This is a genomic window from Thiobacillus sp. 65-1402 (assembly GCF_001897685.1).
Lineage (GTDB): Bacteria > Pseudomonadota > Gammaproteobacteria > Burkholderiales > Thiobacillaceae > Thiobacillus.
Genome location: NZ_MKUG01000054.1, coordinates 1 through 12,389 on the forward strand (window position 1 = coordinate 1; position 12,389 = coordinate 12,389).

13 protein-coding genes and 1 pseudogene are annotated in these 12,389 nt (G+C 66.1%); 2 read left to right on the forward strand and 12 right to left on the reverse strand.

All coding sequences use genetic code 11. The features are described from left to right. The 6 genes and pseudogenes from BGO62_RS04380 to BGO62_RS04405 form a co-directional block, all read right to left on the reverse strand. Positions 1–333, reverse strand: a 333-nt coding sequence (locus BGO62_RS04380) for an FAD-binding oxidoreductase (RefSeq protein WP_296639678.1), incomplete at its 3' end; no start/stop codon positions are given. A 145-nt stretch (positions 334–478) separates the two neighbouring features. Then, positions 479–1,909, reverse strand: a complete 1,431-nt coding sequence (locus BGO62_RS04385) for an RtcB family protein (RefSeq protein ID WP_296639679.1) — start codon at positions 1,907–1,909, stop codon at positions 479–481. A 1-nt stretch (position 1,910) separates the two neighbouring features. Then, on the reverse strand, positions 1,911–2,354 hold the full coding sequence (locus tag BGO62_RS04390) for an archease (protein WP_296639696.1): 444 nt from the start codon (positions 2,352–2,354) through the stop codon (positions 1,911–1,913). Beyond that, positions 2,346–3,542: pseudogene (locus BGO62_RS04395) on the reverse strand (multifunctional CCA addition/repair protein); the annotation flags it as partial. The gene BGO62_RS04390 and the pseudogene BGO62_RS04395, both read right to left, overlap by 9 nt. 15 nt (positions 3,543–3,557) lie before the next feature. Beyond that, on the reverse strand, positions 3,558–4,595 hold the full coding sequence (locus BGO62_RS04400; RefSeq protein WP_296639681.1) for a complex I NDUFA9 subunit family protein: 1,038 nt from the start codon (positions 4,593–4,595) through the stop codon (positions 3,558–3,560). Between the two features lie 38 nt (positions 4,596–4,633). Beyond that, complete coding sequence (locus BGO62_RS04405) at positions 4,634–6,595, reverse strand: lytic transglycosylase domain-containing protein (RefSeq protein WP_296639682.1); 1,962 nt, start codon at positions 6,593–6,595, stop codon at positions 4,634–4,636. 137 nt (positions 6,596–6,732) lie between these two features. Between BGO62_RS04405 and BGO62_RS04410 the strand changes: the two genes are divergently transcribed. Then, positions 6,733–6,921, forward strand: coding sequence for a DUF2892 domain-containing protein (locus BGO62_RS04410; protein ID WP_296639684.1), 189 nt, complete (start codon positions 6,733–6,735; stop codon positions 6,919–6,921). Between the two features lie 3 nt (positions 6,922–6,924). Here the strand turns inward: BGO62_RS04410 and ilvA are convergent, their stop codons facing one another. Next, a complete protein-coding gene (ilvA, locus tag BGO62_RS04415; protein ID WP_296639686.1) occupies positions 6,925–8,442 on the reverse strand; it encodes a threonine ammonia-lyase, biosynthetic in 1,518 nt (505 codons plus the stop codon). A 76-nt stretch (positions 8,443–8,518) separates the two neighbouring features. Here ilvA and rpiA point away from each other — a divergent pair, with 76 nt between their 5' ends. Then, positions 8,519–9,175, forward strand: coding sequence for a ribose-5-phosphate isomerase RpiA (gene rpiA, locus BGO62_RS04420; RefSeq protein ID WP_296639688.1), 657 nt, complete (start codon positions 8,519–8,521; stop codon positions 9,173–9,175). 18 nt (positions 9,176–9,193) lie between these two features. Here rpiA and BGO62_RS04425 read toward each other — a convergent pair whose 3' ends face one another. From BGO62_RS04425 to BGO62_RS04445, 5 genes are all read right to left on the reverse strand, one after another. Beyond that, a complete protein-coding gene (locus tag BGO62_RS04425) occupies positions 9,194–9,391 on the reverse strand; it encodes a DNA gyrase inhibitor YacG (protein ID WP_296639690.1) in 198 nt (65 codons plus the stop codon). After that, on the reverse strand, positions 9,388–10,143 hold the full coding sequence (gene zapD, locus BGO62_RS04430; protein ID WP_296639691.1) for a cell division protein ZapD: 756 nt from the start codon (positions 10,141–10,143) through the stop codon (positions 9,388–9,390). Before zapD ends, BGO62_RS04425 begins: the two co-directional genes overlap by 4 nt. A 51-nt stretch (positions 10,144–10,194) precedes the next feature. Beyond that, the gene (coaE, locus tag BGO62_RS04435) at positions 10,195–10,800 is read right to left on the reverse strand and encodes a dephospho-CoA kinase (protein WP_296639693.1); all 606 of its coding nucleotides are present in this window, start codon (positions 10,798–10,800) and stop codon (positions 10,195–10,197) included. Then, positions 10,800–11,651 carry an A24 family peptidase gene (locus tag BGO62_RS04440; protein WP_296639694.1) on the reverse strand — a complete coding sequence of 284 codons (852 nt, stop codon included), beginning with the start codon at positions 11,649–11,651 and terminating at the stop codon, positions 10,800–10,802. The genes coaE and BGO62_RS04440 overlap by 1 nt, the downstream gene beginning before the upstream one ends. Further along, positions 11,651–12,389 (reverse strand): type II secretion system F family protein (locus BGO62_RS04445; RefSeq protein ID WP_296639695.1); only part of this gene is annotated, 739 nt, incomplete at its 5' end. The genes BGO62_RS04440 and BGO62_RS04445, both read right to left, overlap by 1 nt.

Sequence of the window (12,389 nt, forward strand, 5' to 3'; positions counted from 1 at the left end):
CATGTACAGCGTGCGCCCGGGCAGCACATGGTTGAGCGTGAGCGAGCCGGTCGCCTTGCTGTTGACCCACACGCTGTCGCCGGGGCGGATGCGAACCAGCTGGCTGGTCAGCGGGCCGTCCGGCACATGGATGCTGAGAAACTCCAGGTAGTCACGGTCGGCGGTGGAGACGATGGAATAGGCGCGCGCCACCAGCTTGCCTTCGCGCTTCAATCCGATGGTGACGAATTCACCGTTTTCGAACGCAAAATCCTGCGGGCGGCTGAGCGTAAAGCTGAAGGTCTGCTTCGACCACGGGCGCACCGACTGTACTGTTTGTTCACTGTAGGGCATGATTTTTCCGTGGGCTCCTGCTTGCGCCATAAACCCGGCACGGGCACTCAATCCGGCACGCAGGCAAACACCGCTGCGATCGAGAATATGACGGCGCCTGCACAGCACAGTTCCGGCTCGCGTTGCCATCGTTCGCCCAACCCGTTCAGCCCTTGATGCACACCAGCGGCTTCAGCTTCGCCACCTTGCGCGCCAGCCCGGCGCGAGCGGCCGCCTCCACCACGGCGCTGACGTCCTTGTAGGCGCCCGGAGCCTCTTCCGCCACGCCGCGCAGCGACGGACTGCGGATCAGGATGCCCCGGCCGGCGAGTTCGTCCACCAGTGCCCGGCCGTGCCACTGACGGGCGGCCTGGTGGCGGCTCATGGCGCGCCCGGCACCGTGGCAGGCGGAACTGAAGGCGCGCGTCAAACCGGTTTCGGTGCCGGCCAGGATGTAGGACGCGGTGCCCATGCTGCCGCCGATCAGCACCGGCTGGCCGATATCGCGCAATTCGCCCGGCAGCGCCGGGTGGCCCGGGCCGAAGGCGCGCGTCGCGCCCTTGCGGTGCACGTAGAGGCGTCGCGTCTGGCCTTCGACCGTATGCGGCTCCAGCTTGCAGGTGTTGTGCGATACGTCGTAGATCAGGGTGAGATGGGTTCCCGGCACGATGTCGGCGAACACCTGGCGGGCAAGCTGGGTGATGACCTGGCGATTGGCCAGGGCGCAGTTGACCGCCGCGCGCATGGCGCCGAGGTAGGCCTGACCGAGGGGAGAAAGGATCGGCGCACAGGCGAGCTCGCGGTCGGGCAGTTCGATGCCGTGACCCGGCGCGGCGATCACCATCTGCCTGAGGAACTCGGTGCCGATCTGGTGTCCCAGCCCACGCGAACCGCAGTGGATGCTGACCACCACCTCGCCCCGGCGCAGGCGGAAACGGTCGGCCGCCTTGCTGTCGTAGATTTCGGCAATTTCCTGCAATTCGAGGTAATGGTTGCCGGAGCCGAGGGTGCCGATTTCGTCGCGCTGGCGGCGCTTGGCGTGCTCGGACACGTTGCCGGGTTCAGCGCCGGCCATGCAGCCGCGTTCCTCGATACGCTCGAGGTCGGCCTCGCTGCCGTAGCCGCGCTCGACCGCCCAGCGTGCGCCGCCGCGCAGCATCGCGTCCATCTCGCTGGCATCGAGGCGCAATTGGCCGGTGCTGCCCAGCCCTGCCGGAATCCGGGCGAACAGGCGATCGGCCAGCCGCTGCTTGAGCGGCGCGATCTCCACGGCCTTCAATCCGGTGTGCAGAGTGCGCACGCCGCAGGAAATGTCGAAGCCCACCCCGCCGGCGGAAACCACCCCGCCCGCGTCGGCATCGAACGCCGCCACGCCGCCGATCGGGAAGCCATAACCCCAGTGCGCGTCGGGCATGGCGTAGGCGGCATCGACAATACCCGGCAGGGTGGCGACGTTGACAAGCTGCGCGAAGACTTTCTCGTCCATTTCGCGCACCAGGGCTTGGTCGGCATAGACCACCGCCGGCACGCGCATTTTTCCGAACGGCGCGACGCGCCATTCGACATCCGACACCTGCTTGAACAGACCAAGGTCCATTTCACACGTCCACTACGCACTGGGCCAGCCATCGCCCGGATTCGTCCCTCCCCACTTTCAACTCAGTATAGGTGGCACCCTTGATCTCGACGGCCGGCTGGTGCTTATCCAGATCGACCGGCTCGCCCCATGCGGTGGCATGCAGGCCGTGCCCGTGCAGACTGACTTCGAAGCGGCTGAACAGCATGTGGCGCGCAGCCATTTCAAGGATCAGCGCGTTCAGCCAGTCGGCCAGCAGCAGTTCTTCGTCAGGCGCCGCGCAGCGGATTTCCACCGCTGCGTCGGGCGCCACGCGGGCCGGGTCGGTCACCACGGCGGTCATCGCCAGTGCTGCCTGTTCGAACGCGGACGCCAGGGTGGGGCCGATGCCGCGCACCCCCATGTCGGCCTGGTGCGGGAAGTGTTCCCACCGCGACTCTGCCGCGCGAGCGCACCAGGCTGCCACCGCCCGCGTCCGTGCCTGAAAGATCGCGTCCCGGATCCGCGCCGGGTCGGCATTGCGCGCCACCTCGGCGGCATCGATGGCCTGCGCCGCCTGCAGCGCCTGCCGCAGATGCCCAGGCGCGGGAAATGCCTTGTCCTCGTAGCCGGGGCGGCCGCGGAAATCGCATTCGCAGGCCTGCAGAAACGCCTCGAAACGCTCCGGGCGGCGGAAGGCATCGACGCGCCCCAGCAGTTCGACGACGGTGCCGGGGCGCAATTCCAGCGCCCGGTGGACATTGCCGTGTTCGCGCGCCACCGCGACGGCGAGGTCGCGGCAGTCGACCGGCACGCGGATGCGCTCGCTCAGCGCACGCACCAGGTCTGCGCTTCGGGCTTCGTGGCCATGATGTTTGGGCCAACATTCGGGCGGCGTCGTGCCCTTGCCGAGATCGTGGGTCAATGCCGCGAAGCGCACCGGCAGGCTGAAACCCTGGCGTGCCGCCCAGTCGACCACCCGCATGACATGCACGCCGGTATCGACTTCGGGATGATGTTCGGGCGGCTGCGGCACCCCGAACAGGCGGTCGATTTCGGGAAAGAGGCGGGCCAGCGCGCCGCAGTCGCGCAGCACCTGGAACATGCGCGACGGCTGCGCTTCCATCAGGCCGCGCGCGACTTCCTGCCACACCCGCTCGGGCACCAGCGCATCGACTTCGCCGTCGTCCACCATCCGCCGCATCAGCGCGTTGGTTTCCGGCGCCACGACGAAGCCGGTGAAGCGGGCGGCGAAGCGCGCCACCCGCAGGATGCGCACCGGGTCTTCGGCAAACGCCTCGCTCACATGGCGAAAGACGCGCGCGGCCAGATCGGCCTGCCCGCCATGGGGATCGACCAGCGTGCCGGCCGCGTCCTCGGCCATCGCATTGATGGTGAGGTCGCGGCGGCGCAGATCCTCTTCCAGGGTGACGTCCGGTGCGGCGTACACCTTGAATCCCTTGTAGCCACGCCCGGATTTGCGCTCGGTGCGCGCCAGGGCGTATTCCTCGTGGGTTTGCGGATGCAGGAAGACAGGAAAATCCTTGCCGACCGGCTGGTAGCCCAGCGCGATCATGTCGTCGGGCGTGGCGCCGACGACGACGTAGTCGCGGTCGGCCAGCGGCAGACCCAGCAACCGATCCCGCACTGCGCCGCCGACGATGTAGGTTTTCATGGCGGCGCGGCGGGCCTAGCGGCGGGCGTTTTCCCGGTACGCGTCGTAGCGCGCGCGCGGCGTGTCGGCCCGCAGGTATTCGGGGGCGATGGCTTCGAGCGCCGCCGGCGGGAACGCGAACACGGATGGCCAGCCGCCGCTGCAGACGTTGTCCGTCGTCATGGCGTAGTAGTTGTCGCGCGTCATCAGTTTTTTGCCGGGCTTGAATTCGAGCGCCCAGGCCTGGAAATACGACAGCCATTTACCCAGTGGAACGACGCTGCGCCGCTTGCCGATCACTTCGCCGACATAATTCACCAGCTCCTGCAGGGTGTAGGTCTTGGGACCGCACAAGTCGTAGGTCTGGCCGTAGGTCGCCGGGTTGTCGAGACTGTCGGCATACGCGCGTGCGACGTCCTCGACATGGACCGGGGCGAAGCGTGCCTCCGCGTTGGCGAGCGGCAGCAGCGGAAACGCCTTCAACAGCCCGGCAAACATCGACAGGAAGGAGTCGCCGCGGCCGAAGATCACCGACGGCCGGAAAATCGTGACGTCGAGGCCGTAGCCGTGGATGAACTTGGGACCGTTCAGATACCAGTTTTCGTGCTCGACATGGTGCCGCCCGGCCTCGCGCACCAGCGCTTCGGCAATGCCCTTGGAACGCTGGTAGGCCGAGCGCGAGTTCGGGTTGGCGCCGAGCGCACTCATGTGCAGCAGGCGGCGCACACCCGACTCGCCGCAGGCGTGGATGATCTTGCGCGGCAGCTCGATGTGGGCCTGCTGGAAGTCGCCGCGGCGCGCGCTCGGCAGATCGACGCGGCCGACCTTGCTTTCATGCAGGATGCCGACCAGGTTGATGACGGCGTCCATGCCGCGGAAGTGGCGGATGAGCTCCTGCTGATCGTGCACGTCGGCCTCGATCACCTCCACCGTCGGCAGCAAAATCAGTTCCTTGGCCATTTCGCGGCGGCGGCTCAGCACGCGCACGGCCAGGCCGCGCGCGGCGAGCTGGCTGACGAGATGGGTGCCGACAAAACCGGACCCGCCGAGGATGCAGATGCGTTCAATCTTCATGATGGGATTCGTTTCAGTATATTAAGGCGATGCGGATTCTAATCGTCCGCCCGTTCGACTTCCAGCGGGACGTCCGGATCGGTGGCGGGGATTGCCGGGGTTTTGCGCGGCGGCACCGTGCCCAGCCGTTCTTTCAGCAGCACCGAAGGCTGGCCGAAACGCTCCGCATAATAGATGGCGTTGCTCATCACTTTTTTGACGTAATCGCGGGTTTCGGCAAACGGGATGGACTCGATGTAGACCGCGGCCTCCATCGGCCGGGTATCGCGCCAGCGCTGCGCACGGCTCGGTCCGGCATTGTAGGCCGCGGTGGCGAGCACCGGCGAACCGTCCAGGCTGGTTTGCACATGCTTCAGGTAGTACGCGCCGAACTGAATGTTTTTCGCCGGGTTCTGCATCTCGTTCGGATGAAAGCGCTTGATCCCGAGACGCTGTGCAATCCAGCGTGCCGTGGCCGGCATGATCTGCATCAGGCCGGATGCGCCGACACTGGAGCGCGCGACGTTGATGAAGCGGCTTTCCTGCCGCATCAGGCCGAACACCCAGGCTTCGTCGATCTGGTTTTCACGCGCGGCCTGCTGCGCCAGTTCGCGGTAGGGGGCGAGAAAGCGCAATTCGAAATCGTGCAGTTCGCGGGTGCGCTCGGCGGTGTTGATCGCCCGGTCGTACCACTCCATGCGACGCGCCAACTCGGCCGCGGCCAGCAGCTGCGCGTCGGAAAATTCGCGGATCGACCAGTTCCATTCCTGCCCGGCATCGCTACGCAAACCCAGTCCCTGCAAGGCCAGCGCGCGCGCGATGCCGGGCTGGCGGGCGACCGCGGCAACCTCATCGCTGCTCATCTTGGTGTTGTTGACGGGCGGCGCCTGCATCACCGGTCCGAGCTCTTCCTGCGCCAGCTGGCCGTAGTAGTGAAATTCGCGCGACAAATCCAGGAAAACCGGGGTCGCCGCCGCACGCTGGCCGCTGGCCTGCAAGGCGCGCGCGCGCCAGTAGCGCCAGATCGGCTGCGTACGGGCGGCCTCGCCCATGCTGTCGATCGCGCGCAGCACGGCCTGCCAGTCTGCCGCGCGCAATGCGGCGCGCGCCCACCATTCGCGCTGGAAATCGTTGGCCGCCATAGCGCCGGCCTGCTGAAACCAGGGCAGCGCGCTTGCCTCGTGGCGACGCGCAGCCCAGGTGGCAAGGCGCGCCCAGGCGATGCGCTGTTCCTCCGCGCCAAGGCGCGCCGCCAGCCTGCGCAACGCCTGTTCCGCCTGCCCGGAGCTGCGTTTGGCCAGCTGGTCAAGCGCGTAAAGCGCGATTTCGCGGTCGCTCCGGCGGCTGAAGTCGAGCTTGTCGGCATCGAGCAAGCGCGCGGGGTCGCGGCTGGCCATGTCGATCAGCGCGGCGGCCGGTCGCTGGGCTTCGGGCAAGGCATTGGCCACAACCCGGGCGACGCTCGGGTTGCCGGCTTCCAGCGCCAGCCGCAGGCGGCGCCAGACGTCTTCCTCGCGGATCAGCCCGGCCTCGATCAGCTGCTCGAACAAAGGCGTGCACATCGACGGCATGTCGCGCCCGGTGAACCACAGGGTCACCGCCTCGCGCTGGTGACTGCGATTGCCCTGCGTCCATTCGGCACGGTAGGCATAGCACTGATGCGCGATATCGGGCTTGACGAGGCGCGGGTATTCGGCCAGATACAGCGGCCACGCTGCGCGCGCGCCGAGCGATTTCAGCCAGTCGGCGCGCAGCGCTTCGGCCATGCGACTGCCCGGATAGCGCGCCAGGAAATCGGCGATGCGCGCATCGTCGGTACGACTCGTCAGCATCAGGCGCCAGTATTCGACATAAGGCGCCAGCACATGGTCGGCCGGCACGCTGCGTGCGGCATGCTCGAGATTCGCCAGCTTGCGCGCGGCAAACGCCTGCTGCGCCTTCAGCACGGCGGCGTCGCCCGGCGCGGCCCAGGCGGGCACTGCGGACAAGGCCAGCAGCAGAAAAAACCCGATCCGAATCATGCCGCGAGGGTAACATGCGGCCGCCGCGCGTTGCCTGAGCTGAATTCACCATGGAGCGGCCCGGCGCGCCGCATTACCCCAAGCGCAGGGTGCACGCTATAGTGAGGGCTTCGCATTCACCTTCCAAGGAAACCGCCATGACAGCCAACGTCGGCAATATCGACCGCATCATCCGCATTCTTGCCGGTATCGCCCTCATCGCCTGGGCGCTCATGGGCGGCCCGGCATGGGCCTGGATTGGCGTGCTGCCGCTGGCGACCGGGCTCTTCAGGTTCTGTCCGGCCTACCGCCTGTTCGGCATCAACAGCTGCGGCCTGAAGAAATAAGCCTCAGGCAAGAAACAGCTTGTAGGCCGGGTTGCGGGACTCGTCCCAGTAGCGGTAGCCCAGCCCATCCAGAAACTTCTGGAAGCCGGGTTTTTCCTTTTCCGGCACCTGGATGCCGACCAGCACGCGGCCGTAGTCGGCACCGTGGTTGCGGTAATGGAACAGGCTGATGTTCCAGCCGCGGCTCATGCTCTGCAGGAACTGCATCAGCGCGCCGGGGCGCTCGGGGAATTCGAAGCGGTACAGCACTTCGTTGACGGCCTCGGGGGCACGCCCGCCGACCAGGTGGCGGACGTGCAGCTTGGCCATTTCATTGTCGGTCAGGTCGATCGCCTCCAGGCCGTGGCGCTGCAACAGTTCGACCACGCGCGCGCTCTCGCCCGCCCCCGGCACCGACAGCCCGACGAATACGCGCGCCATCCTGGGGTCGGAATAACGATAGTTGAATTCGGTGATGTTGCGCGCGCCCAGCAGGCCGCAAAAGGTCTTGAAGCTGCCCGGCGTCTCGGGGATGGTGACCGCCAGCACCGCCTCGCGCTTTTCGCCCAGCTCGGCGCGCTCGGCGATGTGGCGCAGGCGGTCGAAGTTCATGTTGGCGCCGGAGGCCACCGCGACCAGCGTTTTACCCTTGAGCTTATCGCCCGCAATCGCCGCTTTCAGCCCGGCGACAGACAGGGCGCCGGCCGGTTCCAGAATCGAGCGGGTGTCTTCGAAGACGTCCTTGATCGCCGCGCAGATGGCGTCGTTGTTGACGCGGATGACTTCGTCGACATACAGCTGCGACAGCCGGAAGGTTTCCTTGCCTACTTTTTTTACCGCCACGCCGTCGGCAAAAATACCCACGCGCGGCAGCGTGATGCGCTTGCTCTTGCACAGCGAGCGCGCCATCGCATCGGCGTCTTCGGGCTCGACGCCGACGATCCTGATTTCCGGCCGCAGCCGCTTAATGTACGCCGCCATGCCGGCAATCAGGCCACCGCCGCCGACCGGGATGTAGACCGAATGGATCGGGCCGGGATGCTGGCGCAGCAGTTCCATCGCCACCGTGCCCTGCCCGGCGATCACATCCGGGTCGTCATAGGGATGGACAAAGGTGGCCTTGGCCTCCTTGGCAAGCCGGGTGGCGTGATCGCAGGCTTCATCGTAGTTGTCGCCGTGCAGAATCACCTGCGCACCGCGCGCCGCCACCGCATCGACCTTGATTTTGGGCGTGGTCGCCGGCATCACGATGGTCGCCGTCACGCCAAGCTTTTGCGCCGCCAACGCCACCCCCTGCGCGTGGTTGCCGGCCGATGCCGCCACCACGCCGCGCGCCAGCTGGGCCTGCGTAAGCTTCGCCATCTTGTTGTAGGCGCCGCGGCATTTGAAGGAAAACACCGGCTGCAGGTCTTCCCGCTTCAACAGGATCCGGTTGTTGAGGCGGTGCGACAGATTGTGGGCCACCTCGAGCGGCGACTCCACCGACACGTCGTAGACGCGCGAGGTCAGGATGCGTTCGAGGTAATCGACGGGTTGGCTCATGGCGGCGGGTGCGAGGTTTGAAAAAAGGGGGAGATGCCGCTATCTTAGCGGGCTGCGACCAAATGACGAAAACATCATGACACAAGACGAAATGAAGCAAGCCGTGGCGCGTGCCGCGGTGGATTATGCCAAGGGCGGCATCATCGGGGTGGGGACCGGCTCGACCGCCAACTATTTCATCGACGCGCTGGCCGACGTCAAGAGCCGCATCGACGGCGCGGTGGCCAGTTCGGAAGCGACGGCCGCGCGCCTGAAAAGCCACGGCATCCAGGTGCTCGACCTCAACAGCGTCGGCGAACTCGAAATCTACGTCGACGGCGCCGATGAAATCACCGAGCATTTCGCCATGATCAAGGGCGGCGGCGGCGCGCTGACGCGCGAAAAGATCGTCGCCGCATGCAGCAAGCAGTTCATCTGCATTGCCGACGAAAGCAAGCTGGTCGGAGTGCTCGGCAAGTTCCCGCTGCCGGTCGAAGTGATCCCGATGGCGCGTTCCTACGTGGCGCGCGAGCTGGTGAAACTCGGCGGCCAGCCGCGCCTGCGCGAGGGCTTCACGACCGACAACGGCAACCTCATTCTCGACGTGCACGGCATGGCTATCGTCGATCCGGTGTCGCTGGAAGCGGCGCTGAATCACATCGTCGGCGTGGTCACCAACGGCCTGTTTGCGCGGCGCGGCGCGGACGTGCTGCTGCTGGGAACGGAATCCGGCGTCAAAACTTACAAGAAATGACCGCAACGGGGAGATGCGTCACTGCGTTGGTGGCGCCCCGTCCTCCGGCTCCTGCTCCTCGGCGGGCACCCGGTATCTTTCGGTCGCCCACTGCCCCAGATCGATCATCTTGCAGCGTTCGCTGCAGAACGGCTTCCAGCGGCTCGCCGCCGTCCAGCTGACTGCGGCGCCACAGGTCGGGCAGGCCACGACTGGCGGCTTGGGGGACGGTTTCATAGGGTGCAGAAAGTCAGATCGAAGTCGATCGGCTGATGGGTGCAGGTGCGCATCTGCCCTGCCCCGGCATGCACGAAGCGGATGTTGAGCATGTACTTGTTGGCCGAAATCTCGGGTACGCACGGCAGGGTGTCGATCAGGGTGACGCGGATCAGCTGCGGGTTGCGCGTTTCCAGCATGCGCTGGTAATGCCCGTGCTCGACATGCTGCCGTTCGGGCTGGCCGCTGTCGCGCAGCAAACCGAGCACGATGTCGACCGCCGCGCGAATCGACGAGAACGGCGCCAGCCAGCGTCGCAGCTGGCCTTCCCGCTCGGCGGCCGGCTGGTGCAGCCAGTGGTGGTAAGACGGCAGATCGAATTCGCACATCCCGCCCGGAATGGCCGCACGCTGTTTGACGGCCATCAACCAGTCGTCTTCGCGCAGATGCTGGCCCACCTTGCCTGGCAGTTGATACATGCCATGGTGGGCGGTCTCGATCGCCGCCAGCACGCTTTCCAGGGTGCTGTCCTTGACGCGGGGATTGCCGCGCAGCGCAGCCAGCACGGCCTTTTGCCGATCCAGTTCCTGCAACAGGTCGGATTTGAGGTCGGCGCGCGCCGCCACTTCCGCCATTTCAAACAGCGTCAGCAGGGCCGCATGATGCGCGTGCCGGTCGGACGACGCGGCATAGGCATCGAAGCGATCGAACAAATCTTCCAGCCGCAGCAGAGTGCGGATGCGTTCGCTCAGGGGATATTCGTAATGGATCACGCCGCACGCGTCGGTTTCAATCGACCGATTGTCGCCGATCCGGATGGAAAATCAAGGCAGCACACTTGCGAGCGTTTGATAACGCCGGTGCAGCGCCGTCACCTGGCTGCGCAATGCCTCGGGCGAAGCCGTGTTGACGATCACATCGTCCGCCTCCGCCAGGCGCTCGGCGCGCCCGGCCTGCGCTGCGAGTATGGCCGTCACCTCGTCATGGGCGAGCCCGCTGCGCGCCATTACCCGTGCCACCTGCAGCTCTTCGGGGCAATCGACCACCAGCACGCGGTTCAGCAGGTCGCGGTAACCGCCGGTTTCCACCAGCAGGGGGATCACGATCAGGACATAGGAGGCGGTGAGTGCCGCGCGCGCCTGCTCCACCGCACGCCGAATGCGCGGGTGCAGAATGGCTTCGAGCCGGCGCCGCTCGCCGGCATCGGCGAATACGCGCCGACGCAGGGCAGCGCGATCCAGGCCGCCGTCCGCCCGCATCACCGTTTCGCCGAAAGCCGAACGGATCGCCTCCAGCGCCGCGCCGCCAGGCGCGGTCAGATCGCGGGCAATGACATCCGTATCGATCACCGGCACGCCATGGGCGGCGAAGCAATCGGCAACGGTCGATTTTCCCGAACCGATGCCGCCGGTGAGGCCAACCGTGAACATCAGAGTTGCCCGAGGTAGGCCTGCGTCAAGTCCGCGCCGAAGAACAGCGCCACCAGCCCGCCTCCGGCCAGATACGGACCGAACGGAATCGGTACACGCCGGTCATGCTTCACCAGCACGATCATCGCGATGCCGACCGCCGCGCCGACGACGGAGGACAGCAATAGCGTGACCGGCAGCAGCTGCCAGCCCAGCCAGGCGCCGATGGCCGCCAACAGCTTGAAATCGCCGTAACCCATCCCGTCCTTGCCGGTGGCGAGTTTGAACAGCCAGTACACCAGCCACAGCACCAGATAGCCGGCTATGGCGCCGACAACCGCATCCGGCAGGCTGCTGAAATGCCCGCCCAGATTGAACAGCAGCCCCAGCCACAGCAGCGGCAGGGTGAGGCTGTCGGGCAGCAGGGTCGTGTCGAGGTCGATGAAAGCCAGCGCGATCAGCGTCCACACCATCAGCAGCGCGCCCGCGGTTTGCACGCTCGCGCCCCATTTCCAGGCGACTGCCGCCGACAGCAGCGCGGTGAGCAGTTCCACCAGCGGGTAGCGCGCGCCGATCGGCGCGCGGCAGGCCGAGCAGCGGCCGCGCAGCCACAGCCACGACAGCAGCGGAATGTTTTCCAGCGCCGTGATCTGATGGCCGCACTGCGGGCAAGCCGAACGCGGCAGCCACAGGTTGTAGCGCGGCGCTTCCGGAACGGGCTCGCCACGCAGTTCGGCGCACTGCGCATGCCAGTCCGCTTCCATCATTCTGGGCAGCCGATGGATAACGACGTTGAGAAAGCTGCCGACCAGCAGGCCGAATAAAAAAACCAGCCCGGCGAACAGGGCTGGTTCGGCGTGCAGCAACGCCATCAGACGACCGAGCCCATCTTGAAGATCGGCAGGTACATGGCGATGACCATGCCGCCGATCAGCGTGCCCAGCACCACCATGATGATCGGTTCCATCAGGCTGGACAGCGCTTCGACCGCATCATCCACCTCGGCCTCGTAGAAGTCGGCCACCTTACCCAGCATGGAATCGAGCGCCCCGGACTCTTCGCCGATGGCGGCCATCTGCAGCACCATATTGGGAAACCGGCCGGAGTTCTGCATCGCCACCGTCAGCGCCGTGCCGGTCGATACTTCGCCACGGATTTTGTTGGTCGCCTCGACGAATACCTGGTTGCCCGATGCCCCACCCACTGATTCCAGCGCTTCGACCAGCGGCACGCCGGCGGCGAACATGGTGGCCAGGGTGCGGGTCCAGCGCGCAATGGTGGCTTTTTCGATCACTGCGCCAAAAATCGGCAACTTGAGCATCAACCGATCCATGAACGCCTGCACCTTGCGCGAGCGTTTCCATGCCTGCAGCAAGGCGTAGATGCTGCCGCCGACGGCGCCGAAAATCGCCCACCACCACTGGACGAAGAAATCCGAGATCGCCATCACCACCAGGGTCGGCCCCGGCAGGTCGGCGCCAAAGCTGCTGAACAAGTCCTTGAACGCCGGGATCACGAAAACCATGATCACGGCGGTGATGACAAACGCCACCACGATAATGGAAACGGGGTAGAACAGCGCCGACTTGATCTTGCTCTTGATGGCGAGG

Excerpts from the sequence above, each read along its gene's own strand:
- BGO62_RS04440 (WP_296639694.1), bottom strand. The coding sequence starts at position 11,651 with ATGGCGTTGCTGCACGCCGAACCAGCCCTGTTCGCCGGGCTGGTTTTT.
- BGO62_RS04425 (WP_296639690.1), bottom strand. The coding sequence starts at position 9,391 with ATGAAACCGTCCCCCAAGCCGCCAGTCGTGGCCTGCCCGACCTGTGGC.
- ilvA (WP_296639686.1), bottom strand. The coding sequence starts at position 8,442 with ATGAGCCAACCCGTCGATTACCTCGAACGCATCCTGACCTCGCGCGTC.
- rpiA (WP_296639688.1), top strand. The coding sequence starts at position 8,519 with ATGACACAAGACGAAATGAAGCAAGCCGTGGCGCGTGCCGCGGTGGAT.
- BGO62_RS04410 (WP_296639684.1), top strand. The coding sequence starts at position 6,733 with ATGACAGCCAACGTCGGCAATATCGACCGCATCATCCGCATTCTTGCC.
- BGO62_RS04405 (WP_296639682.1), bottom strand. The coding sequence starts at position 6,595 with ATGATTCGGATCGGGTTTTTTCTGCTGCTGGCCTTGTCCGCAGTGCCC.
- BGO62_RS04385 (WP_296639679.1), bottom strand. The coding sequence starts at position 1,909 with ATGGACCTTGGTCTGTTCAAGCAGGTGTCGGATGTCGAATGGCGCGTC.
- BGO62_RS04400 (WP_296639681.1), bottom strand. The coding sequence starts at position 4,595 with ATGAAGATTGAACGCATCTGCATCCTCGGCGGGTCCGGTTTTGTCGGC.
- coaE (WP_296639693.1), bottom strand. The coding sequence starts at position 10,800 with ATGTTCACGGTTGGCCTCACCGGCGGCATCGGTTCGGGAAAATCGACC.